Source organism: Virgibacillus oceani (assembly GCF_014638995.1).
In the GTDB taxonomy this organism is placed as follows: Bacteria; Bacillota; Bacilli; order Bacillales; family Amphibacillaceae; genus Virgibacillus_E; species Virgibacillus_E oceani.
In genome coordinates, this window is sequence record NZ_BMFR01000007.1 from 34,878 (window position 1) to 60,007 (window position 25,130).

The following is a 25,130-nucleotide window of genomic DNA, read 5'->3' on the forward strand; positions in this document are numbered from 1 at the left end:
CAACAAATTTTGGATGAGGTGATGAAAATGAAATTAACCATAATAGGATTCTGGGGAGGTTACCCAGCCTTGGATAGTGCTACATCGGCATATTTAGTTGAAAAAGATGGATTTTCGTTATTGATCGATGTCGGAAGCGGTTCACTTTCGAAATTACAAAAATATAGACATATCATGGATCTTAATGCAGTTGTTCTATCACATTATCACCATGATCATGTTGCGGACATTGGTGTTTTGCAATATGCGTGGCTCGTAAATATGTATGTGCAGGGAAAAAAAGATATTTTGCCGATTTATGGTCATACAGAAGATAAAGAAGGGTTTGCATCATTAACACATGAATGTACAGAGGGAATTGCTTACAATCCAGGTGAACAGCTTGAAGTGGGGCCATTTTCAATTACGTTCTTTAAGACAAAACATCCAGTTCCATGCTATGGGATGAGAATTTCAGATGGAAACAGTTCAATTGTTTATACTGCTGACACCGCGCATATGGATAGTTGGAGTGAGTTTGCAAAAGATGCTGATCTGCTGATTACCGATTGTAATTTTTATGCCGATCAAGACGGAAAGAGTGCCGGTCATATGACAAGTAAAGAAGGAGCTATGATTGCCGCTGAAGCAGGGGTTGGTGAGCTTATCCTGAGTCATTTGCCGCAATATGGTGATAATTTCCAGCTGGTAGAAGAGGCAGGGAATTATTTCGATGGTGATATTGTACTAGCAAAAGAAGGATTGGTGTGGGAAAAATAATGTGTGAGCGGTCTCGACTGTATCTTTTGATTGCCTAGTAAATTTGGATTACAATATAATTTAGGCATACATATTAGGGGAGGTCAAATACATTGAAATTTATTGATAATAAAGGGATAACAGATCCTAGCATAAACCTGGCACTGGAGGAGTACGTTTTACAAAACTTCGGTGAGAACGATACATATTTATTATTTTATATTAACAAACCATCGATCATCATCGGCCGCAATCAGAATACAATAGAAGAAATTAATACAAATTATGTTGATGAAAATGGTATTAAGGTTGTTCGTCGTTTGTCTGGCGGGGGAGCAGTTTATCATGATGAGGGAAATCTGAACTTCAGTTTTATTACAAAAGATGATGGAGACAGCTTCCACAACTTTGCGAAATTTACCCAGCCTGTAGTTGAAGCGTTGAACAAGCTTGGTGTTCCAGCAGAACTTAAGGGCAGGAATGATCTGACTGCGGGAGGACGCAAAATTTCCGGGAACGCACAATTTTCCACAAAAGGCCGCATGTTCAGTCATGGTACATTGATGCTTGATTCAGAAATAGAAAATGTTGTATCAGCATTAAATGTAAAAATGGAGAAAATCCAATCAAAAGGAATTAAATCGATTCGCAGCCGTGTAGCTAACATATCGGAATTTCTAGAAGAAAAAATTACCATGGATGAATTTAAAGAACTAATTCTTCGTTATATTTTCGATGTGGAGGATGTGAAAGATGTACCTCAATATGAGTTGACGGAAAAGGATTGGGAAAACGTTCATAAAATTTCCAAAGAGCGTTATCAAAATTGGGATTGGAACTACGGAAAATCTCCATCATTTAATATTCAGGAGTCCCATAAATTTGATGCTGGTCTTGTTGATGTTCGCCTGGATGTTAAAAAAGGAATCATTGAAAACTGCAAAATTTATGGTGATTTCTTCGGTGTCGGTGACGTTGCTGTAATAGAGGACAAGCTAGCTGGTGTCCGACATGAGCGTAAAGCTATTGAAGAAGCACTTGCTGATGTTAATGTACCGCATTATCTTGGTAAAATTTCCAAGGATGATTTTATTAATTTGCTGTATTAATAGTTGATCAGACCTCTCTTTCATTGTGATGGTGGGGTCTTTTTGTATGGTAATGAAAGCAGCAGAGGTACTGGCCGTCAATAAATTAACAATCAAATACACTTGAAAAATAATTATCTGTATTTTATAATTAATATGAATTTAATGCATAAATGAATGATTATTCATTCATTTTATCGAGGAGGCTTAGAAGTGAATTTAAGTGATCAATTGTCAATTACAGCTAGAAACCACCCCAATAAAACAGCACTTGTATTTCAGGATCAAAAGACAAGCTATTTGGAATTGGAGGGAGCGGTAACAAGGTTTGCATCTCAATTACGTAAATTAGGTTATCAAAAAGGGGATCATATTGCTTTGGCAGTCGGCAATAGTCCCTATTATGTGATTGGGTTGTATGGTGCACTCAGACTGGGTGCTGTTGTTATTCCGATTAATCCGCTGTATACGGCACACGAGTTAACGTATATTTTAAAAAATGGTGACGTGAAAGCAGTTATTACAATGGATGTATTACTGGAAAAATTCGAAGCGATAGCAGGTAATCTTCCTGGTGTACAACATTACATATCGTGTGAATCCAGTGCGGGCATATCCCTTGAAAACCATTCACTATACGCTAAATTGAAATCGTTTACAAATTTACTTCAAGAAGGAACGTTAATGTATGAAAAAACAAAGCTTGATGATGAGGATACGGCATTAATTTTATACACATCAGGAACAACTGGTCAGCCTAAAGGTGCTATGCTTTCACACAGGAATTTATTTTCTAATGCTAAGGATGTAGCTGATTATTTGACCATAAATGGAGACGATAGCGTAATTGCGGCTCTGCCAATGTTTCATGTATTTTGCCTAACAGTTGCATTAAACGCTCCATTAATGAATGGGGGGACCGTACTAATTATGCCGAAGTTCTCGCCGCAGGATGTATTTCGTATCGCCTATGATTATGAAGCTACGATTTTTGCTGGTGTGCCCACCATGTACAATTACCTGCTGCAAAGTGCTTCTGGTAGGAAAGCAGATCTTGGCACAATTCGATTATGTATTTCTGGAGGAGCAGCTATGCCTGTTGCACTGTTGAAAAGTTTCGAAAAGACATTTGGTGTAATGGTATCAGAGGGGTATGGGTTATCAGAGGCATCTCCAGTTACATGTTTTAATCCATTAGATCGTCCAAGAAAGCCAGGATCAATCGGCCGTAACATTATTCATGTTGAAAATAAGGTTGTCGACGAATTTGGTGAAGAGGTGGCAGTCGGTGAGGTTGGCGAATTAGTTGTTAAAGGGTCTAATGTAATGAAAGGGTATTATAAAATGCCTGAGGAAACTGCAGTTGCATTAAGGGACGGGTGGCTGTATACCGGGGATATGGCACGTATGGATGATGAAGGCTACTTCTATGTCGTTGATCGTAAAAAGGATATGATAATTGTTGGCGGATACAATGTATACCCTCGCGAGGTGGAAGAAGTACTGTATATACATCCTGATATTTTAGAAGCAGCTGTTATCGGCATTCCGGATACCGGCACTGGTGAGGCTGTAATGTGTTATGTTGTATCAAGCAGCACAACATTAACAGAAAAAGAGCTTATCGAATTTTGTATAGGCCATTTGGCTAACTACAAAGTTCCGTCTAAATTTGAATTTTTGGACGAGCTCCCAAAAAATACAACCGGAAAAATATTACGGAAAAATCTTAAAGAAAGGGTTGAACAATAGAATACAAGCATGGAGGTGTGCCAGGGCATAAGTAATTTTCCCCCGGCACACTTTTCATATGTATGAACCCTTATTTAGGTTGGCAAACTAATGTAAAAGGGGTGATTATGTATGAAAAAAAATAACCATGAACCGGAATTAGCAACATATACAATTTTGAATCCTGATTTTTATGCGTCAGAAGGTCAATGGAATGCAGAACAAAAAGATGATGAAAATCACGAAAACAGCGATGCCATGACAAAATCAGAGTAATATCTGCTATTTTTTGTGAATATATTGTGAACTTTTCTAAAAAATTACATTTTTGTGTTACTTTTTGACTATAAATTTGGTAAATTATATAGTAAGCCTCTTTCTTTTTCATTTAACATGGAAAGGATGACCAATAATGATGAAAGATTTTTATTCTCCATCATATGAAATTACCCCCCTTACTTTGGCAGTCATTGCGATGCCAAACAAAAAAGGGAATTTTAGTACATGTATATTTGAGGATCAAGAGGAAGTTAAAGTAGAGCACATCCCAACTAAAATTATAGATATTGCTTGCAAGTTCTTTGGGGCAAGTCTCAAAGGCAGGCAAGAAGGAACCCGCGATATTTGCGGTATTACACACAAAGCACCCATTTGCATTGATCCAGCCAGTGGCATGTATTACTTTCCCACTACCTCACCGACAAGCTCGAAATGCTCTTGGATTGCACATTCCCATATTGAGACAATTCACAATGCCACTAATCAATGTACAGAAGTAATTTTTAAAAATGGTAAAAGTATCATCCTGGAAGTTTCATTTGGTTCGATGTTGAATCAGGTGCAGCGAACGGCGCAATTTCGTTATTTATTGGATAATCGTATTAAGTATTTGCGGAAGCAAACGGTTGATATGGTTGCAGAGCCCTATACATAAGCTCTTGAACGATTGCTTCAACTTTTTTTCTGATAGCAGGATTAAAATAATTTCTTTTTTCTTCACGGCCTTGGCAAAGGAAAAGAAAAGAAGAAAAGGAATCATTTTTGTGTAATGTAACGACTTTTATATTTTTTTTCTGCATATTCTGGCGCAATTTTTTACGTTCATTTGCTGCTTGGGAAATCATTTTTTCTAAAAGCTCCATGTATGGCTCCTTAATTTTAAAGGCGCCTTTTTGGATATGCTGTATGTCTTGTTGAATGACAACCATCGCCATTGAAAGAAATAAAAAGCGTGAACCTATTTTTAATTCTTCATCACTAAGATAACGCAAGATAACCCCTCCATACGAACGTGTGTTCCTTGAACCTATTATATGATAAATTAGGCTAAAAATACACAGAAAAAGTATGGAAATTGTAAACAATGATGAGAAAGAGGCTATATTAACCGAATTTTACTATTAAAATTTAATTGTTTACATTAAAATGAAAATAGTTAAACTAATTAATATGGTAAATTATGAAGCTGTTTCATGTGTGAGGGGAATTAACTAAATGTATGTATTCAACATCTTAGCGGATTGGAAGATTATGATAGAGCAAGACAGACTGGACGATTATATTCAGCACCTTCTGAATGACTATGAAAAATTAGGACCGCTTCCAGGTGTGCTGCTGCCTTTTTTGGAGGCATTTCTGCCGTTTCTGCCACTGGTTGTATTTGTATTTGCCAATTCAGCTGCATATGGTTTATTAGAAGGGTTTCTGTTATCCTGGCTTGGATCAAGTCTCGGTGCGATCATCGTTTTTATGATTATTCGAAAGCTTGGTGATAAACGTATATTTAAGGCGATTCGTAAGAACAAACAGGTACATAAAGTGACACAATGGCTTGAGAGACATGGATTTGGACCGTTGTTTCTGTTAATGTGTTTTCCATTTTCACCATCGTCTGTGATTAATGTCGTGGCAGGGCTATCGAAAATTAGTCTGCAGCAATTTACGCTGGCTGTAATTATGGGGAAGTCGGTAATGATATTTACAATGGCATATGTTGGTGCAAGTATTGCCTCTTTCGCGGAGAAGCCTGTTAGGACAATTATAGTAGCTGTTTGTATAACATTGTTTTGGATATTCGGGAAATTTATTGAGAAAAAGTTACAACAAAAGTCGAAGCTGAACGATGCTTCTGACGGAAATCAGGATTAAGACAAACTCAAACGGGGTATGCTGAAGATAGAACAGTAACCCTTGGAGGAAAGTCCTGATGAAAAAAGTTAATTATCGTAAACTAATTTCAATTGTTATATTTGCGGTGGCGTTGGCAATTGTTTTTCGAACAGTATTGTTTGCTAGTTATGTAGTAGATGGTGAGTCGATGGAGCCAACACTATACGATGGCAATTTACTTATGGTAAACAAAGTCATTTATGATTTAAAGGATGTTGATCGATTCGATGTCATTGTATTTCATGCCAATAAAAAAGAAGATTATGTGAAAAGGGTAATTGGACTTCCTGGCGATGAAATAATCTATAATGATGATAAGCTTTATATAAACAGAGAATATGTTGAGGAGGATTTTCTCGACCATTTCAAAAAAGCGAGTAAGACACCGCCATTAACAGATGATTTTACATTAAAAGGCGTGACCGGATCAGCGGTTGTACCTGAAGGGAAATTATTTGTTATGGGTGATAATCGTGAAAATAGTTTAGATAGCAGATCATTTGGTTTTATTTCGGTTGATCAGCTTGTTGGAAAGGTAGATATAAAATATTGGCCACTTACTCAAGCACAGTTAAGCTTTGGCAATTAGGCAAAATCGGTACATTAAAGCTTCTTTCTTTGATAAAATAGGAAGAAGCTTTATTTTTATGATGCTTATTGTCTTTTTATAAAACTTTACCGTGAATCTGTGTTTTTTAACCTCGTAGTTTCCGCAAAATGCGACGTAATGCGGTAGACTACCGTTCTGGAAATACACTAATGTGATATTTTATAACTTCATACTTTATGGGGATGAGGAAATAAAAAAAGCATATTCATTCCTGCTAGCAGCCCGTATACACGGAGACTCCTGTGGGAGATGAGGCATCGGTGAGACCCCGGAGCGACGAGCAAAACATCCACCGAATAAGCTACGAGTTGTGAGGAGTGCAGCATCACCGAAAATGCTTGCAACACGACGAACACCCAGCGTGAGGAGGCTCATCAGCCGCCCGCGGAAAGCGGAGTGTATACGGGCTGCGGGGTCAAAGAGCAACATAAAATGCAAAATTTACGTCTCATTTTACGTCTTATGTTTATCAATAGGAAATCAAAAGCATTTTCGGATAGAAGCGGTTTGAAATATACGTAGTTTTTTCGATAGGCATTTCGGTTAAAATGAAAATTTTACTAGGGGGATGAAAATGGGAATACGTTTTTTACTTGGGAAAGCTGGAACAGGAAAAAGCGGGAGAATACTTGATGAAATTAAAGAAAAATTATCCGCTAATCCACAAGGACCCCCAATATTTTATATCGTTCCAGATCAAATGACCTTTCAACAGGAATACGCGTTATTTAGCGATGAATCAGTTAAGGGCAGTATCCGTACGCAAATTTTTAGCTTTTCACGTCTAGCATGGCGGATTTTACAGGAAACTGGCGGCGGAACAAAGCAATTTATCAGCTCAATCGGTGTCCAAATGATGCTCAGAAAAATCATTGAAGAAAAAGAATCAGACTGGCTCATGTTTCAAAAAGCGATGGAAAAGCAAGGATTCCTTGAACAGCTGGAGAACATGATTACAGAATTTAAACGCTATCGTATAACACCGGAAATGCTCTCTTCAGAAATTGAGCATATGAACCAATTTGTCCATAAAGAATCAGGTGAAGGTGCATTAACGAATAAATTAAAGGATTTATCCTATATCTATGAAAAGCTGGATTTTGCACTAAAAGATAACTATATTGACAGTGAAGATCAATTGCAATTACTTGCTGAAAAAATCAAGGATGCAACATTATTAAACAATGCAGAAATATATCTGGATGGGTTTCATCGTTTTACACCACAAGAACTTAAGGTAGTAGAGGAGTTATTGAAAAAATGTAAACAGGTGACGGTTGCGCTGACAGTAGATGACCCAGAACCCGTTGCGTTGAACGAGCTTGATTTATTTTATCAAACAAAAGAAACTTTCCATGTGCTGCGGAACCTAGCGTTGGAAAACAATATAACGATTAAAGATACAGATATTTTAGATCCTATTAATGGCAGGTTTAAAGACCGAGCCCATTTCGCCCATTTAGAGAAGTATTTTGATGTGCGTCCAGCCCCTGTATTTGAAGGGGATGTACCGATAAAAATTGCCGAAGCGGTTCATCCGCGTGCCGAGGTGGAAGGTGCTGCGCAGGAAATTATCCGATTAGTCCGTGAGGGGAAGTACCGTTTTAGAGATATGGCGGTATTTATTCGGCAGACGGACAGCTATCATGATTTGATCGATACTATCTTTCGTGATTACGATATTCCCGTTTTTATTGATGAAAAACGTACAATGCTTAATCATTCACTGATTGAGCTGATTCGATCTGCATTGGATATGCTTGAAGGCAATTGGAGGTATGATGCTGTTTTCCGCGTATTGAAAACTGGATTTATCCCGTCAACAGATTCCGATTATCCATTAACAAATGATGCTATCGATGAATTGGAAAATTACGTCTTAGAATACGGAATTCGTTCGCGTAATCGCTGGATGAGCGAAAAAAACTGGATTTTTAGGAGATTTCGCGGTTTTGATCAAGCAGCACAGACCGATTCGGAAAAACAAGCAGAGCAGCGTATCAATGCCTATCGGAAACAGGTTGTACAAGCATTGCAGCCCTTTGATGAACAACTTAGGAGCGTTCATACAATTGAAGAAAGATGCAGGGTGCTTTACGAATGGCTAGAGAATCTGGATGTGGCTGAACGTCTCGAAAAAATGCGGGAAGTATATGATAGTGAGGGGCAAATTGAAAAAGGACGCGAGCAGGAGCAAGTCTGGAACGCTGTTATTCAGCTGCTTGACGAAATGGTGGAAATAGCCGGAAACGAACCGATTGACCTGTCAACGTTCCGCCAGACAATGGATGCAGGGTTTGAATCGTTGAAGTTCTCCCATGTTCCGCCAAGCATTGATCACGTTATAGTTGGTACGATTGATCGATCAAGAATTAGTGGAATGAAATGCGGATTTTTACTTGGGGTAAATGATGGTGCCTGGCCAATGAAGCCACCGTCTGATGGAATGATCAATGAACGGGAACGAGAGATATTAGCAGGACATGGAATGCAATTAGCTGATAGCAGTAAACGGAAGCTGCTTGATGATTGGTTTTACATGTATGTTGCCTTTACGGCGGCAAAGGATCGTCTTTGGATTAGCTTTCCATTAAGTGATGAAGAGGGAAAGTCGAAAATGCCGTCACAACTCATTAAGAGGATCGAGGATTTATTTCCAGCATGCTCAGATCATTTACTATTGCAGGATCCTGATGAATTAACAGACGCAGATCGTTTTATTACAACGCCAGTAAAAACACGGTCCGCACTAACGGCACAACTCGCTCGCAATAGAAAGGGGTATCCAGTTCAGCCAATTTGGTGGCATGTATTAAATTGGTATATGACCAATCATGCGAAATTTGGCACAACGTATACGATTTTACAAAGCTTGTACTATCGAAATAAACCTATTAATCTATCTAAGGAAACAACTGAGCAGCTGTATCCCAAACAAGTGAAAACCAGTGTATCGCGGCTGGAAATGTACCACCGATGTTCGTATCAGCATTTCGCGAAATATAGTTTAGGTTTGGAAGAACGTAAAACGTATAAGTTAGACGCGCCAGACATTGGACAGCTTTTCCATGAAGCATTGAAAAAAATTACCGAGTGGATTCAAGCGGATGGAAAGGATTTTGCACAGCTGAATAAACGCGATACAGACAACTATGCACACAAGGCCGTAGCAGATTTGGCGCCTATTTTACAGCACCAGATCCTACACAGTTCCAATCGTTACAAATATATTCAGCAGAAGCTGCAGGAAGTGATTGCCAGGGCGGCATATGTGTTAAGTGAACAAGCGAGACAGAGCAGCTTTTCTCCAGTTGGATTGGAGCTTGGATTTGGAGAAAATCAAACACTATCACCAGTAACATTGCCTTTGCCGAATGGATTTGAACTAATGCTGCGCGGGCGGATTGACCGTGTCGATAAAGCATTTAATGAAGAAAGTTTGTACTTACGGATCATTGATTATAAATCCAGTGCAAGAGGATTAAATCTTGTTGAAGTTTATTACGGTTTGGCACTTCAGATGCTTGCATATTTAGACGTGGTCTTATCCCAATCTGAACAATGGCTTGGTGTGAAAGCAACACCAGCTGGGGTATTGTATTTCCATGTGCATAACCCAATGATTTCCGCAAAACAAAGCATGACGGATCATGATATTGATCTTGAGATTTTTAAAAAATATAAAATGCAAGGGCTGCTGCTTTCGGATGAGGAAATCGTTAAAATGATGGACACATCACTCGCTTCGGGGTCAAGTCAAATTGTTCCTGCAGGTGTTAAGAAAAATGGCGGTTTTTACAGTCATTCGAATGTAGCGGACGATGACACCTTTTCAAGGATGCAAGGACATATTCATCAGTTAATGGTGAATGCCGGTATCGATATGACTTCAGGCGGCGTGCATTTAAATCCTTATCAGCATAAGCAAAAAAACGCATGTACATTTTGTCCGTTTCATTCTGTATGTCAATTTGATCCAATTTTAGAGGAAAATAATTTCCGTAAACTTGCAGATATGAAGGATGAGGAAATATTAGGAAAACTCCTGAGCGGGGAGGAAATGTAATGGTTAACTGGACAAAGGAACAAGCAGAAGCGATTTATACAGATGGCAGTGATGTACTTGTTGCTGCAGCTGCAGGCTCGGGGAAGACTGCGGTATTAGTTGAACGTATTATTCAAAAATTACTTAATAAAGATCATCCTGTTGACATCGATACATTGCTAGTTGTTACGTTTACGAACGCGGCAGCACAGGAAATGCGGAATCGAGTAGGATTAGCATTGGAGAAAGCATTAGCTGAAGACCCAGCTTCCGCACATTTGAAAAAACAATTATCGTTACTGCAACGAGCATCGATTTCAACATTGCATTCGTTCTGCCTGGATGTTGTAAAACAATATGCCTATTTACTGGATATTGATCCGGGATTCAGAATTGCCAATGATATGGAAACGGATTTGATTAAGCAGGAAGTAATTGATGACTTGTTTGAAGAATGGTATGGCAAAGAACAAGGGGAAGAACAGGAGCGATTCTTTGCTGTCGTTGATCGTTTTTCCAATGATCGCAGCGATGTTGATGTAGAGAACTTAGTACTTGATCTGTACACATTTGCCGTGCAAAACCCATGGCCGGAAGAGTGGCTGGACAAGCTAGCAAATGTTTATGATATTCCAGAAAATTGGACAGAAGCAGAACTGCCATGGCTATCGATTATTAAGCGTGAAGTGAAAAGCCAATTTGAAGCGGTGAAAGAAGAAATAGCACTGGCATTAGATTTAACTCGGGAAAGTGATGGACCATACCATTACGCGGATACAATTGATTCTGATGCGGAAAATCTCCAAAATGCTATGGCACACATAAGATCATGGGATGAATTGCAGGCATTTATGGCAACAAGTTCTTTCGCAAAATTATCATCAAAAAAAATAGACTGTTCGGATGAGAAGAAGGCGAAGGTAAAAGCATTAAGGGAAAGCTATAAAAGTCGCTGGAACGATATGAAAAAAGGATGGTTTACAAGAGATTTAGCGAGTCACATAGAGGATATGCGGGAACTGGCTCCTGTTATTAAACAGCTCACTGAAATTGTGAAAGAGTTTAAAGCACGATTTACCGATCAAAAAAGAGAGAAGGCAATTGTTGACTTTTCCGACTTGGAACACTATTGTTTACAGCTTCTAATCGATACGTCATCGACAGCGGATTCACCAGTTCCTTCAGACGTGGCACTGCATTACAAGAAGCAATTTACGGAGCTGCTTGTGGATGAATATCAGGATACAAACCTTGTTCAGGAAACCATTCTACGTTTAATTAGTGATCAGACTGGCCCAGGAAATATGTTCATGGTTGGTGACGTGAAACAAAGTATTTATCGTTTCCGCCATGCAGAGCCGTCCTTGTTTATCCAGAAATACAAACGATTCGCACTGGAGGAACACCAGGCGAAACGAATTGATTTAGCAAGTAACTTTCGCAGCAGGGAACAGGTGTTAATTGGTGCTAACTATATTTTTAGGCAAATTCTTGATGAAGATCTAGGTGAAATTAATTATGACAAAGATGCTGAGCTAATCTATGCCAATAGTATGTATGATTCGCATAACTTATTAGATGCAAAGCCTGAGCTAGTGATTATCGATCGTGAGGCACCTGAGGAAAGTGAAGATGTACAAGCCGAGGATGAAAACTATCAGGATCTGGAAAAAGCCCAAATTGAGGCACGTGCGTATGCAGAAAAAATAAAAAACTGGATTGGTCAAAATGATAATTCCCCGCTGCAGGTAGTGGATAAAGTAACGCAAACACAGCGGGATGTACAATACCGGGATGTCGTCATATTACTTCGATCTATGACATGGGCGCCTGCTATTGTAGATGAACTGAAAAAACAAGGGATACCCGTTTATGCGGAACTGTCGACTGGTTATTTTGAAGCAATTGAAGTCAAGGTTATGATGAGTTTTCTTAAAATTATAGATAATCCGAGGCAGGACATCCCGCTAGCATCGGTGCTGCGTTCACCTATAGTGGGTATGAATGAAGAAGAACTTGCACAAATTAGGCTAACCGACAAACGAAATACGTATTTCGATGCATTGAAAAAATTTAGTGCGCACAATACAAATGAAACAGCGAGCAAGGTAACGAAATTCCTGAAACATTTTGATCGTTTTCGTCTTTCCTCAAGGCAGGGTGCATTGTCTGATTTAATTTGGCAAATTTACCGGGAAACCGGGTATTATGATTTTGTCGGCGGGATGCCAGGTGGACGTCAGCGCCAGGCAAACTTGCGAGCACTATACGACCGTGCCAGGGGGTATGAAGCAACTTCATTTCGTGGATTGTTCCGTTTCCTCCGATTTATTGAACGAATGGAAGAACGTGGGGAAGACCTTGGTGCAGCACGGGCGCTGAGTGAACAAGAGGATGTTGTCCGAATTATGACGATCCATAAAAGTAAGGGACTTGAATTTCCGGTTGTTATTTTAGGAGCGATGGATAAGCAATTTAATTTACAGGATTTAAATCAACGGTATTTACTGCATAAAGACCTTGGTTTTGCCAGCAAATATATTGATCCAATCAAACGAATCACATACCCAACATTGCTTTTCCATGCATTCCGTGAAGAAAAATTGCGAGAACTCTTAGCGGAGGAAATGCGTGTCTTGTATGTTGCTCTGACAAGGGCCAAAGAAAAATTAGTCATGGTCGGCAATGTTGCATCGTTCGAAAAGAAACGGGAGAAATGGCAAACAATGGTTGACCATTCCGAATGGATACTGCCTGCCCATTTCCGCATTAAATCGAAATCATATTTAGATTGGGTAGGACCAGCATTGATCAGACACCAGTCAAATGAAGCTTTGCGAACGGGGGAAACAGGGGATACTGTACTGGACGAGATTAAACTGGATCCTTCTGAATGGAACGTTACAATTGTACACGGCAGTCAATATGCAAACCTTGATGAAGTAACAGCGGAGGCAGATGCTGATTTAAAAGAAAATATCATCAATTGGCAGCCTATTAAGTTAGACGACTTAGTGCTTGAGAATGAAGTTGATGCAAGGCTTTCCTATCAATATCCATTTCAGCAAGCCGCAGTGTCACGTGCGAAACAATCCGTTACTGAAATTAAACGGCAGCGTGAACTAAAAGATGAATATAGTGCAGATCAGCTTGTTCAGCCCTTTCAGGCACCAATCGTAAAACGGCCGCAATTCATGCAAAAAGAAAAGAAAATATCAGCGGCTGAACGCGGAACGGCAATGCATACTGTCATGCAGCATATTCCATTGACAAAACCGTTGAACAATACGGAAATTCAGGAATTTGTTGAGAAACTTGTTGAGCAGGAGATACTTACTCGACCTGAAGCGGACATTATTGATGTAGAGGCAATTGAACAATTCTTCACAACGGAGATAGGGCAGAGTTTGATAAATGCACAAGCAATTTATCGTGAAGTACCATTCAGCATTACATTGCCAGCTGATCAGGTATATGCCTCATGGACAAGTGATACCGCTGAACAGGTATTGGTTCAAGGGGTTATCGACTGTCTGATCCCGAAAGATGATGGCTGGATAATCCTGGACTATAAAACAGATTCGATTGCTGGAGTGGTTACGGAAGAGGTTAGGGTGAAACTTGCCAAACGATATGAAACACAAATAAACCTGTATCGGCACGCGGTAGAAAGCATTTGGCATCAACCAGTAAAAGAAACATACCTTTATTTCTTTACCAAACAATTAGTTGTACCAGTTTATTAAATCGTATATTTTATTGCAAACTGTTTAAAATGCTTAATTTATTTATGTTGTAATTTACGTCATTAGTATCTAAAATAAATAGCATTACATCGAATTTAACACTTTGTGACGAATTTATTGCATTTTATAATTGTTATATATTATAGAGCAAATCCTTATTGGATAAGGGTTTGCTCTATTTTTTATGCCCTGGATAAACATATTGAAAAATAAGGTGTAAGTAAAATCACAGCTCCTTGTGATTTAGTTCACTACCGTTAACTTGCATCGGCACTATGATAGAAGTGAAATTACAAAAGGAGGTTTTGTAAATGGCAGCAGCAAACAAAAATAGTCCTAAGAAACATACAGATAATGAAAATGAAAGCTCATTAAGGGGAACGATTGTATCGGTTGGGTTTGTTGGTGCAGTCATCGTGATCATGTGGGCAGCTATTTTCGGATTGTACATGTCAAGAATTTAGGGGGAGCGTAAATGCATCGCTTAGAAGAAATGTGGATTGCAATAAGTACCGGTATATTAATTATTTTTATGGTTGTCGTTGGCTATCAAACATTTGCACTCGGTATGGGGCCTCCAAGCAATAAGGAAACAATTGACCCTCAAAAGGTGGATCAAACCGAACCATTTGACGAGCCAGGTATATCAAAAATTGGTGATAATGAATATGAAGTTGTCATGACATTACAGGCATTCGGATTTACTCCAAATAATATAGAGGTTCCAGCCGGGGCAAAAGTGAATTTCATCATGACATCAAAGGATGTTACACATGGGTTCCAAATTGCGGGAACGAATATTAATGCAATGGTTATGCCTGGTCATATTCAAAAGATATCACATACGTTTGATAAACCGGGTGAATATTTGGTGTTGTGTAATGAATATTGCGGAACAGGGCATCAGCTTATGTCCACGACAATTACCGTTAAGTAAAGGAGGGTACTGAAAAATGAAGCAAACACAAGCATTAAATTTGCAGCAGAAAACAATAAAAGCATTGGGTGTAAACACTAGTGATGCTAAAGTATCATTGTCCTATTTGTCAGTGGCTTTTCTGACATTGCTCATAGGGGGGATTTTGGGGCTGGTACAAGGCTTAGAACGGGCTGGGTTAATGGAATTGCCGCCATGGATAAACTACTATCAAGTCTTAACTGCACATGGAATTTTACTGTTATTAGTATTTTCTACTACGTTTACAATAGGTTACCAATACGCAAATCTTTCACACGCATTAGGAGGGCTGCTTCCAAAGGTCAGAAAGTTTGCGTGGACTGGATTCATTCTTATGGTCATTGGTGTAGTACTGGCAGTTACAATGGTTGTATTGAATGAAGCATCGGTATTATACACGTTCTATCCTCCGCTTGCAGCACACCCGGTATTTTACATTGGTTTGGTATTTGTAGTATTGGGGATATTTGCCTGTTGTATCGGAGTTTTCATTAATTACCGTCATTGGAGAAAAAACCATCCAGGACAGACAACTCCATTACTGGCATTTTTCGCAATGGGTGTATTTGTTTTATGGTTTTTCGCAAGTATCGGTGTAACGGTCGAGGTTTTAACCTTGATTCCATGGTCGATGGGAATCGTGGAGACGACAAATGTCATGGTCGGGCGGACGTTGTTTTGGTGGTTCGGACATTCATTGGTAAACATCTGGTACCTTGTCGCTACTTCAGCATGGTATGTAATAGTACCTAAAATTATCGGAGGAAGGCATTTTAATGAAAAATTAATTCGTTTAGTTGTTATTTTACTCGTCATTTTAAACATTCCAGGCGGATTTCATCATCAAATCATAGACCCTGGCATCTCGGAGTCTATTAAATTCTTGCACGTATTTATGAGTCTTTCGATTGCAGTTCCATCTCTAATGACAGCATTTGCCATGTTTGCAGTGCTTGAACGTGCTGGGAGAAGAAAAGGCGGAAAAGGATTGCTTGGCTGGATTGGTAAATTGCCATGGGGCGATGTTCGCTTCCTTGCACCAATGATTGCGATGATCGCCTTTATACCTGGTGGTGCTGGCGGAATTGTCAATACAAGCAATCAGATGAATCAGGTTATCCATAATACGTTATGGGTTGTCGGTCATTTTCATGTAACGGTCGGCATGTCGGTTGTGATGACATTTTTCGGGATTTGTTATTGGCTTATTCCATATTTAGCTAAACGTAAGCTTACACCACAAATGAATAGGCTTGGTGTAATTCAAACCATTATCTGGACGGTGGGCATGATTCTTATGGCAGGATCACAGCATTTGGCGGGGCTTCTAGGTGATCCACGCCGTACCTCTTATACAACGTATGGTGATCATCCAACAGCGTTAAGCTGGGTTCCATATGAATATGTTATGGGTATTGGAGCAACATTGCTGCTATTAGGCGTTATTATTCAGGTTTATGCCGTTATAAACATGATGTTCTTTGCGCCAAAAGGAAAAACTGCATTTCCAGTTTCTGAACCAGAGGATGGCGCACCTTCTGCACCAATGTGGACAGAGCGCTGGGGACTGTGGGTTGTATTACTGCTGATGGTTGTCGCAATGGCATATGTCGTACCTATAGTAGATATGATTGTTAATGCACCTCCAGGATCACCGCCAATTAGGACCTGGTAGATGGAATTTGGAGGTAAGATGATTCTTGCCTCCGATTTCTGGATCTTACTACTGTAAAGGATGTGGTCATGATGAAGAAGCACCACAACGCGATTGCAATTATAGTGGTATTACTTTTCGGCACTGTATTGTTTTATATAGGGACAGATGGGTTTCGTGCATTTACCGCAGAAAGCGCTAGAACGTATAAACTGCTGCAGGATAAACCGGTGTTCCCATCTGTAACATTGGAAGATAGCCAAAACAGGTCTTACACATTTAAGGAATTTGCTGATGGTAAATATGTATTTCTGACATTCATGTATACGAGCTGTACGACGGTATGTCCGCAATTGGAAATGAATATGGCTCAAGTATACGCCTTAATTCCAGACAGCTATATTGGAAAAGATATTGTTTTTCTAAGTATTAGCTTTGACCCTGAGAGAGACGATCCAAAGACATTGGCAAAATATCGAACGTATTTTGGGAGTGACGGTGAAACATGGCGCATGGCTCGCATTACTAATAAAGAAGAATTGAAAGAACTGCTGGATAGGCTGGGTGTAGTTGTTATTCCGGATGGGAATGGTAATTTTACACATAATTCAGCATTTTATTTGATAGGCAAACAAGGGCATTTGCTCGAAATGATGGATTTCACGAACATTGACGAAGCCGCAAGTACTGTTGCAGCAATTCTTAATGAAGAAGCGGGGGAATAAGCCATGAAACAATTCCTGTATGGTTTGGTATTATATCTTTTCTTACTTTTACCCCCTGTTGCGGCGCTGCTGGAATCTATTATGATTATTCATATGCATATGCAGATGCCACTTTTGATATTATCCGGATTTCTGATGGCACGTTTAATTCAATTAAAGTTTCCAGATTTTTTTAGGAAATGGAACAGTAACGGTGTGCCGGGAATCATGCTTTTTTCCATTATTTTAGTGTATTGGATGATTCCGCGAACAATGGATGAGGCGCTTACGATAGAGGCATCCGAACTATTTAAATTTATCAGTCTGCCATTTCTCGCGGGAGTGCCTTTGCGTGACAGCTGGAAAAAAATCAGTTCAGCCGGCAAAAATAGTGTATTTATCATTTTTATCATTCTATTTAGCTTAATGGGCTGGCTCTATATTGCAGCGGATGAGCAGATCTGCAATAATTACCTGCGAGTCGATCAAATAACACTTGGCTGGGGGTACGTAACAATGGCAGTGTGCATGGCCATCTACGTTATACAATTGATTTTTGGTGATCATTCGGAATATAAATAAAATAATGCAATAAAAATAGGGACAAGGTATAACTAAAACGTTGGCTCAAAAGACGAACGATTACAGTATAGAATGGTTAGAACGTTACTTTTTCAACTAGATTCTTAATTCGTAGTTGACGTAAACTGCGACGTAAGGAATAATTCATATTCCGATAAATTAAAACTAGCTTGAGAATATTATAAAATAACCGACAATATCATATGTAGTGCATTATAATCTCATTGCAATGATGAGTAGAACGAAATAGAAAAATCATTTACCCTCATACTAGCAGCCCGTATACACGGAGACTCCTGTGGGAGATGAGGCATCGGTGAGACCCCGGAGTGCGTCAGCACGAGGAGGCTCATCAGCCGCCCACGGAAAGCGTAGTGTATACGGGCTGCGGGACCAAAGAGCGTCCAAAATGATGCAAAATCACCACAAGTATTTACGTCGCAGTCTACGGATAATTCGCCATAGGGATTACGAATACCATAAAGAAAATCCGAACTAATACAAATTCTAATGGAAGAATTCATAGTTCGGATTTTCCTTTGACTAAAATACATATTTCAAACTATTTTTCTTTGAGAATACATAATTTTTGGTTAACCTGTATCAAGCGTTTGCAGTTACATTCTGATCGTTTACATCGGGATCAATCGGGTTAGTCGAGCTTAATCCGTTATTTGTGCAAATAAAGTCGCCGGTATTCAACGATCCTGATCCAGCGCTGGTTTTGGAGGTGCTTTTTGGAGATAAATAAAAGGAGTCTCCAAAGTTTACCACCCCGCCGCCAATGCTATTAATTTTTAATGGTCCAACAATAGATGGCATCTTTACACCTTCTTAAATAATTTATTTCTTAATAGGATATGACCTGAGTTATTGGTTTGTGTGGGATTTGTCTTCATCATTATAAGTTTCATTTTCATTTTCATTATCATCTTCGTTATCACTATCTTCTCTTAATACACGAAAATGCTTCAACCGGGCCTCAGCATATATTTTTTCAATACTGCCGACCTGGCAGATTGATGAGCTGCTTAAACCGGTAAATGCTGCTAGCTCAACATTAATAGCTGGTTCATGATGATGAATCCTTTGTTGTACAGGAGGTTTCTGTTTTGGCCATTTTGCTTTTCTAGAAAATATATCATAGTTCCTAAATTGTACTTGATCGTTCTGAGCGAAAATGGCACCCTCTTTTTGTACGGCAATACCACGGGATTTTGGGCCTGCATAATACGTATCACCGATAGAAAAGATAGAGCTGAATGCCACTGAAGTTGCTTTCATGTAATTAACATTTACGTTTCGTTTATCCATCAAATCCTCCTAAGTGTCTCTAGAAGCTATACTGCTTAAGGGGCTAAAGGAACAATATTACCGATTGTAAATGCCTCCGGTGGCGTATCAAAAAATGATGATAGAACAATTTCGTCATTATCTCCTATTAGAAAAATGGATGATGCGGCAATGTTATCAATACCTACATTCCCTACGTTTAAACCCCAATTATGAACCTCTATATTCATTGTTCTTCTCCTTTGTGATCATTTTTTTGCATGTATTTTAACAGGGACTGATAAATTTCATTCTTTACCTGATCCGTTATATAGGCTTGCAGCGATTCATCAGAATTAATCCCCCGTTTATTTTTTGCTTCTTGTTCGTAAAAGGCAATTCGGTGGGGAAGCTGTTTTTCAATATCGTTTAACAGCATCGATTGAAATCCATTGTCAATTGGCTTATTGTACTGAATTGCTAAGTCACGGATCATGGGAGGTCCATTCTGTTGTAAATGCTGACTTAAATTAGATACTAACTGCTGTTTCATCGGTGGTTGATAGTTAGGCTGTGTTCCTTTTGGAATCCCTATATCCCCTATATTTGCTAGATCACTTGGCGAAAGACCTATATGAAGTGTCCCGTCTAAGTTTTCTATTTTTAACTGATCGAAATGGTACTCAATTTTTTCAATTGTATTTGAATTTTTTTCGCGTACGTCCTGTTCTAGTTGAGTTACTCTTGTTTTCAGCTTGTTTATTTCATCATCCTGTTTTTGAATATACTGGTGGAGATCATAGACATAATTGGTCCATTCATTTCCATTCATAAAAAGAGTCCCCCTTCGTACTAGGCAAAGACCTATGAGTAGTTTATGTGTATATGAAAAAATGGTGCTATCCGATTCAGACTGGAGCTAACGGGACAATGGGGGGTGGCAGATGTTCGATTGGTTCAGCTTCTTCCGCCGGCTCCGTGTAGCCCCCTGTATTATATATATCCGATTGGGCCTGGATACTGCCTGTGCTGCCAATTTGCAGGACAGAAGAGTTGGTTATCGCGCCGATTTTGATCATATAAATGCTAATGGATTGATGTATGGTAATATTCATGATTTTCACTCCGTTAGGTTACTGGCTGGTCAATTTTATCTTTGTCATAAACATACGTATTCGAATTTTCAAGTTCAATATGAATTCCGTCACCTGTATTAAAGGAACCACCGCCAGCGTATGTTTTCGCAGAACTGTCAGGGCACATAGAATAGACATCGCCAATATTGAAAATGCTTGATGATGCAACTGTGATAACTTTTACTGCCCCTACTTTTGCCGGCATAACAATTCCTCCCTCATTTGTAGTTTATGTGAAAAGACTATTTTGTTGAGGGGATAGAAGGAAAAATACAAGCCGCCATAGAATTTAATAATAAAGAAGGACGTATGAAGGACGTGAAATGTAATGGATAAGGCATTACCACTTGGAGAATCTGAACGCTTATCATGGATTGATGCAGCACGGGGTTTTGCCATATTCGGGATTTTTATCGTGAATATCGGCATCTTTTCCGCACCGTATTTTTTTCATGGCGGGGCAGAAGATGCGTGGACAGAACCGATTGATCAGTATACGCTGATCGTTAAAGATATTTTCTTTCAAGCAAGTTTTTATACACTGTTTTCGATCCTATTCGGATTTGGCTTTCAACTAATGAAGGAACGACTGGAGTTAAAAAACATAGGTGTTCATCCATTTATGTTCAGAAGACTATTTATCTTAATTTGCTTTGGGTTCATTCATGCGTTTTTCATTTGGAGCGGGGATATTTTATTATCCTATGGCATAATTGGATTATTTTTAATAGCATTCCTATACCGTTCCGATAAGACATTATTAGTATGGGCTTTTCTGCTGTTAGGCGGGATTGTTACGTACATTTCCAGGTTTTTGTATGATGTTCGCTATTATTTGCAGGATTATGATGTTGCCGCTATTTATCTTGCAAAAGCCCATTATCAGCGTGGGGATCTGTCAATTATTTTAAAACAAAACGCTAATGACTGGTTTTATGCAAATAGCTTTTTCTCAAGTTTCCTTTCGCTGACTACATTACTGCCTTTATTTCTTATTGGAATGTACATCGCACGAAAGCGCTGGTTACATAAACCTGTTTTGAATAAACGTTTATTGAAAATAGGCTGGACAGTCAGTTTAATTGTTTTTGTGTGTTTAAAAATGGGACCATATTTATACGGGAATCCGGACTGGTTTTACTTTATTCAAGACAATGTTGGTGGAGCTGCTTCAGCATTGTTTTATTTGTTCTCGATTACATTGCTTTCGACTAGTCGGCTTGGGAACAAAATTTTAAAACTGTTCACCTATGTTGGGCGCATGTCATTGACGAATTATATCGCACAATCGGTCGTCAGTTTCTTTTTGTTTTACGGTGTAGGATTTGGGTGGTATGGCCAGATTACTCCTTTTATGAGCATCGGTATAGTAGTTCTTATTTTTATTGTACAGATTTTTCTTAGCAAATGGTGGCTTTCGCAATTTCGCTTTGGTCCATTGGAATGGATTTGGCGGAGTCTCACTTACTTGAATATACAGCCAATACGCAGAAGAGGAGCCTGAAATCATGGTGGACAAGGAATTCCAGGGTAAGGGTACTTTTTAATTGTGGGCCTTTTGTGCATATTAAGTCATGGTGTCTTAGGTGTTTGAATTAACCAGCATTGATCACACGATTTAAAAATGAACAAATGACACCGCTTCATACGCGGTGCCATTGTCTGTGATATTATTTTTTTAACACTGCTTTAATATGGTCAATAGCCCAATCCAGGTCATCTTTCTCAATAACTAATGGAGGCGCAAAACGAATCACATTTTCGTGTGTTTCTTTGCATAATAATCCACGTTCTTTTAATGCTTCACAATATGGACGTGCTGCTTCAGTAAGCTCCACACCAATGAATAATCCTTTGCCGCGAACTTCTTTGATTGCTGGATTATCGATTTTCCTTAATTCATCCATCATATAGTTTCCAAGCTCAAGTGAACGATCAGCTAAATTCTCCTCTTCTAATACCTCTAAAGAAGCAACCGATACAGCACATGCCAATGGATTCCCCCCGAATGTTGACCCGTGTGATCCCGGGTTAAATACGCCAAGAATGTCTTTATTAGCTACGATACAGGATATTGGCATAACACCGCCGCCTAGTGCTTTCCCTAAAATTAAAATGTCAGGAGTTACGTCCTCCCAGTCGCAAGCGAACATCTTTCCAGTTCTGGCAAGCCCCGCTTGAATTTCATCGGCGATATAAAGTACATTATTTTCTTTACATATGTCATACGCCTCTTTCAAAAATCCTTCAGGAGGCATAACGATCCCGGCTTCACCTTGGATCGGTTCAAATAAAAAGCCGGCAGTGTTTTCGGTGATGGCTGCTTTTAATGCGTCGATATCACCATATGGGATTAATTTAATTCCTGGCAGCATTGGTCCGAATCCGCGTTGGTATTCAGCTTCTGATGATAACGAAACCGCTGTCATTGTTCTGCCATGGAAATTCCCTTCACATGCAATAATTTCTGCCTTATTTTCTGCCACACCTTTTACATCGTATGCCCATCTTCTAGCGGCTTTAAAGGCAGTTTCAACCGCTTCAGCACCAGTATTCATTGGTAATGCTGCTTCCTTGTTAGTTAATTTACAAATTTTTTCATACCACGGTCCAAGCTGATCATTATGAAAGGCGCGTGAAGTTAGTGTTACGGCATCGGCTTGTTTTTTTAATGCATCAATAATTTTGGGGTGGCGATGGCCTTGGTTAACTGCGGAATATGCACTTAACATATCCATGTAGCGGTTGCCTTCAGGGTCCTCTACCCAAACACCTTCTGCTTTCGCTATAACAACAGGAAGCGGATGATAATTTTTCGCACCATACTCCTGTGTTTGATCAATAATTTGCTGACTGTTTTGTGACATAGTATCCCTCCGAAAATCAATAAAATTTGAGTTGAAAAATGCAATATACATTTATTATAACAGTTTTTAGTTCGTTTTACTTCCCATACTCAGTGTTCATATAATTTTCATATGAATTCTATGCAGGACATGGTATTATAGCGTTAGTATACAAAAGAAAACTTAAGCATTGTATAAGCTAGGAATGAGATAGGAGGAGCTATTCGATGAATACACATTTACACATAACTGCGTGGGCGCTTGCATTTATCTTATTTATTGTCGTTGTTATTTTACATAAGCAAGGTAAAGCAAAAGGCGCTAAAATTGTACAAATGATATTACGCCTGGATTATTTATTGATTTTATATTCAGGTGGTTCATTGCTTGCAAATTATTTTGGTGCAAGCCCAATGATGGGAGAGGCCATTTTTAAAGGTCTTGCAGGTATCTGGGCAATCTTCGCAATGGAAATGATCAGTATCAAAATGGGAAGAAATGAAGCAACAAAAGGCTGGTGGATCCAGTTAGTAATTGCGGTGCTGCTAACATTGATTCTAGGTTTTGGCCGGTTGCCGCTTGGGTTATTACTGTTCAAGTAAACAGCTAAAAACAGCGCAACATTTAATCAACAGGAATGAACAAATTAACACATACAAATAATGCAACATAGCAATCAACGTACACCAAACCAAAGGGATTTTAAAAAACAGGCTTCTGATCAAATCGATCAGAAGCCTGTTTTTTTGCAATCTATCTTATTTAACTAACGTATCTACTACTGCATCAATTGTTTTTTCTGAAGCAATAAGACCTTTATTCGTCCAAAAGCTAGGGTCGTTCATGATATATACATGGTCGTTCTTGGCAGCAGGTATACTTTGCCATACCTTACTATTCTTCAGTGTTTCAATTCCTTGTTCACCTTCAAGAGCAAGCAAGAAAATATGATCAGCCTTCAGTTCAGATAGTTTTTCCATGGAAAGGGCATTCCATTGTGTTAAGTCCGCTTCACCTAAGCTTTTCACAAATTCCGGCTGGTTGATGCCGAGCTCGGAATAAAGTACCTCCGCACTATGGCGATTTTGTTCAAATAAGTAAAACTGATCTCCAGCAACCCAGATTGCTGCAATTGTTTCATCACCTATTGATTCACTAAGTTTTTTCTTAGCATTGGCAACTTTTTCATCATAGCTTGTTAACACTTCTTCGGCTTTTTCTTCTTTTCCTAGCATTTTACCAAATAATTCAACCTGTTTGCGCCAGTTGTCTGTTACTTCTTCCGTCATAACGTAAGTAGCATCTGCAATTTTTTGATAATCTTCTACAGATCCTTCATAGCTGTCAAGATTACTTTCTAGAATAATTAATTCCGGTGTTTTTTCAAGAACCTTTTCAAGTGGAAGATTCCATTCGATTGATGGCACATCCTCTAGCTGCGGTTCTAAATAATCCTGAACACTGGTACCGATTGCCCATTTCGCAACTGGGGTTACACCAAGTGCCAGCAATGCATCTTCATGATAGGGGGCAAGGACACGTTCCACATCTGCTGGAATGGTTACTTCTCCCATTTTGCTATCGATTGTGACTTCTGAATTGCCGCCACTTTCCGCTTTTTCATCTGAATACCCTGACTTCGTATCATCATTTCCACAAGCTGAAACGATAAGTGCTAAAACGAAAAGTATGGCTATCATTATAAAACGTGATTTAGTTTTCATATGTACTTCTCCTTTTGTAAAATTCCTTTATCAATGGTAATGATAATCATTTTCAGTTGAAGTGTCAATATATTTTCAAAAAATCCCCTAAATGTGGCAAGTTAAATTAGAAAAGATTGCAGTGAGT

The 25,130-nt window shown here is 39.1% G+C and carries 25 protein-coding genes; 16 read left to right on the forward strand and 9 right to left on the reverse strand.

Features of this window, described 5'->3' with window-relative positions:
• Positions 1-27: 27 nt before the first annotated feature.
• From IEV74_RS09990 to IEV74_RS10010, 5 genes are all read left to right on the forward strand, one after another.
• Positions 28-759 carry an MBL fold metallo-hydrolase gene (locus tag IEV74_RS09990; protein ID WP_188455386.1) on the forward strand — a complete coding sequence of 244 codons (732 nt, stop codon included), beginning with the start codon at positions 28-30 and terminating at the stop codon, positions 757-759.
• Between the two features lie 92 nt (positions 760-851).
• Complete coding sequence (gene lplA / locus IEV74_RS09995; RefSeq protein WP_188455243.1) at positions 852-1,847, forward strand: lipoate--protein ligase; 996 nt, start codon at positions 852-854, stop codon at positions 1,845-1,847.
• A 192-nt stretch (positions 1,848-2,039) separates the two neighbouring features.
• Positions 2,040-3,578: a fatty acid--CoA ligase family protein gene (locus IEV74_RS10000; protein WP_229683121.1), complete on the forward strand. Its 1,539-nt coding sequence runs from the start codon at positions 2,040-2,042 to the stop codon at positions 3,576-3,578.
• Between the two features lie 111 nt (positions 3,579-3,689).
• Positions 3,690-3,833, forward strand: a complete 144-nt coding sequence (locus tag IEV74_RS10005; RefSeq protein ID WP_188455245.1) for a hypothetical protein — start codon at positions 3,690-3,692, stop codon at positions 3,831-3,833.
• 136 nt (positions 3,834-3,969) lie between these two features.
• Entirely contained in the window at positions 3,970-4,491 is a 522-nt protein-coding gene (locus IEV74_RS10010) for a competence protein ComK (protein WP_188455246.1), read from the forward strand.
• Here the strand turns inward: IEV74_RS10010 and IEV74_RS10015 are convergent.
• Positions 4,439-4,828, reverse strand: coding sequence for a YhjD family protein (locus tag IEV74_RS10015; protein WP_188455247.1), 390 nt, complete (start codon positions 4,826-4,828; stop codon positions 4,439-4,441). The two genes, IEV74_RS10010 and IEV74_RS10015, sit on opposite strands and share 53 nt — an antisense overlap.
• Before the next feature lie 223 nt (positions 4,829-5,051).
• On the opposite strand from IEV74_RS10015, the gene IEV74_RS10020 reads away from it, so the two are divergent.
• The 9 genes from IEV74_RS10020 (at position 5,052) to IEV74_RS10060 (ending at position 18,025) form a co-directional block, all read left to right on the forward strand.
• Positions 5,052-5,705 (forward strand): TVP38/TMEM64 family protein, encoded by a 654-nt coding sequence (locus tag IEV74_RS10020; protein WP_188455248.1) that lies wholly within the window; start codon positions 5,052-5,054, stop codon positions 5,703-5,705.
• 58 nt (positions 5,706-5,763) lie between these two features.
• Positions 5,764-6,315 (forward strand): signal peptidase I, encoded by a 552-nt coding sequence (lepB, locus tag IEV74_RS10025; protein WP_188455249.1) that lies wholly within the window; start codon positions 5,764-5,766, stop codon positions 6,313-6,315.
• A 595-nt stretch (positions 6,316-6,910) separates the two neighbouring features.
• Positions 6,911-10,402, forward strand: a complete 3,492-nt coding sequence (addB, locus tag IEV74_RS10030) for a helicase-exonuclease AddAB subunit AddB (RefSeq protein WP_188455250.1) — start codon at positions 6,911-6,913, stop codon at positions 10,400-10,402.
• Positions 10,402-14,127: a helicase-exonuclease AddAB subunit AddA gene (gene addA / locus IEV74_RS10035; RefSeq protein ID WP_188455251.1), complete on the forward strand. Its 3,726-nt coding sequence runs from the start codon at positions 10,402-10,404 to the stop codon at positions 14,125-14,127. The genes addB and addA overlap by 1 nt, the downstream gene beginning before the upstream one ends.
• Before the next feature lie 311 nt (positions 14,128-14,438).
• Positions 14,439-14,591, forward strand: coding sequence for a cytochrome c oxidase subunit 2A (locus IEV74_RS10040; protein ID WP_188455252.1), 153 nt, complete (start codon positions 14,439-14,441; stop codon positions 14,589-14,591).
• Positions 14,592-14,602: 11 nt separating this feature from the next.
• Positions 14,603-15,064 carry a cytochrome c oxidase subunit II gene (locus tag IEV74_RS10045; protein WP_188455253.1) on the forward strand — a complete coding sequence of 154 codons (462 nt, stop codon included), beginning with the start codon at positions 14,603-14,605 and terminating at the stop codon, positions 15,062-15,064.
• Between the two features lie 16 nt (positions 15,065-15,080).
• Positions 15,081-16,760, forward strand: coding sequence for a cbb3-type cytochrome c oxidase subunit I (locus tag IEV74_RS10050; protein WP_188455254.1), 1,680 nt, complete (start codon positions 15,081-15,083; stop codon positions 16,758-16,760).
• 68 nt (positions 16,761-16,828) lie between these two features.
• Positions 16,829-17,464, forward strand: coding sequence for an SCO family protein (locus IEV74_RS10055; RefSeq protein ID WP_188455255.1), 636 nt, complete (start codon positions 16,829-16,831; stop codon positions 17,462-17,464).
• A 3-nt stretch (positions 17,465-17,467) separates the two neighbouring features.
• Positions 17,468-18,025, forward strand: a complete 558-nt coding sequence (locus IEV74_RS10060) for a hypothetical protein (protein ID WP_188455256.1) — start codon at positions 17,468-17,470, stop codon at positions 18,023-18,025.
• A 603-nt stretch (positions 18,026-18,628) separates the two neighbouring features.
• On the opposite strand, the gene IEV74_RS10065 is transcribed toward IEV74_RS10060, so the two are convergent.
• The 6 genes from IEV74_RS10065 to IEV74_RS10090 all read right to left on the reverse strand — a co-directional run bounded on the left by IEV74_RS10065 (position 18,629) and on the right by IEV74_RS10090 (position 20,638).
• Complete coding sequence (locus IEV74_RS10065) at positions 18,629-18,847, reverse strand: spore germination protein (protein ID WP_188455257.1); 219 nt, start codon at positions 18,845-18,847, stop codon at positions 18,629-18,631.
• A 48-nt stretch (positions 18,848-18,895) separates the two neighbouring features.
• Positions 18,896-19,339 (reverse strand): spore germination protein GerPE, encoded by a 444-nt coding sequence (locus IEV74_RS10070; protein ID WP_188455258.1) that lies wholly within the window; start codon positions 19,337-19,339, stop codon positions 18,896-18,898.
• Between the two features lie 35 nt (positions 19,340-19,374).
• On the reverse strand, positions 19,375-19,548 hold the full coding sequence (locus tag IEV74_RS10075; protein ID WP_188455259.1) for a spore germination protein GerPD: 174 nt from the start codon (positions 19,546-19,548) through the stop codon (positions 19,375-19,377).
• On the reverse strand, positions 19,545-20,129 hold the full coding sequence (gene gerPC, locus IEV74_RS10080) for a spore germination protein GerPC (RefSeq protein WP_188455260.1): 585 nt from the start codon (positions 20,127-20,129) through the stop codon (positions 19,545-19,547). The genes IEV74_RS10075 and gerPC overlap by 4 nt, the downstream gene beginning before the upstream one ends.
• A 76-nt stretch (positions 20,130-20,205) precedes the next feature.
• Complete coding sequence (locus IEV74_RS10085; RefSeq protein ID WP_188455261.1) at positions 20,206-20,412, reverse strand: spore germination protein GerPB; 207 nt, start codon at positions 20,410-20,412, stop codon at positions 20,206-20,208.
• A 13-nt stretch (positions 20,413-20,425) separates the two neighbouring features.
• Positions 20,426-20,638, reverse strand: coding sequence for a spore germination protein (locus IEV74_RS10090; protein ID WP_188455262.1), 213 nt, complete (start codon positions 20,636-20,638; stop codon positions 20,426-20,428).
• Positions 20,639-20,761: 123 nt separating this feature from the next.
• Between IEV74_RS10090 and IEV74_RS10095 the strand changes: the two genes are divergently transcribed.
• Positions 20,762-21,937: a DUF418 domain-containing protein gene (locus IEV74_RS10095; RefSeq protein ID WP_188455263.1), complete on the forward strand. Its 1,176-nt coding sequence runs from the start codon at positions 20,762-20,764 to the stop codon at positions 21,935-21,937.
• Between the two features lie 166 nt (positions 21,938-22,103).
• Here the strand turns inward: IEV74_RS10095 and IEV74_RS10100 are convergent, their stop codons facing one another.
• Entirely contained in the window at positions 22,104-23,300 is a 1,197-nt protein-coding gene (locus IEV74_RS10100) for an ornithine--oxo-acid transaminase (protein ID WP_188455264.1), read from the reverse strand.
• A gap of 206 nt (positions 23,301-23,506) precedes the next feature.
• Here IEV74_RS10100 and IEV74_RS10105 point away from each other — a divergent pair, with 206 nt between their 5' ends.
• The gene (locus IEV74_RS10105; protein WP_188455265.1) at positions 23,507-23,881 is read left to right on the forward strand and encodes a YisL family protein; all 375 of its coding nucleotides are present in this window, start codon (positions 23,507-23,509) and stop codon (positions 23,879-23,881) included.
• A 156-nt stretch (positions 23,882-24,037) separates the two neighbouring features.
• Here the strand turns inward: IEV74_RS10105 and IEV74_RS10110 are convergent, their stop codons facing one another.
• Complete coding sequence (locus IEV74_RS10110; protein ID WP_188455266.1) at positions 24,038-25,003, reverse strand: ABC transporter substrate-binding protein; 966 nt, start codon at positions 25,001-25,003, stop codon at positions 24,038-24,040.
• Between the last annotated feature and the right edge of the window lie 127 nt (positions 25,004-25,130).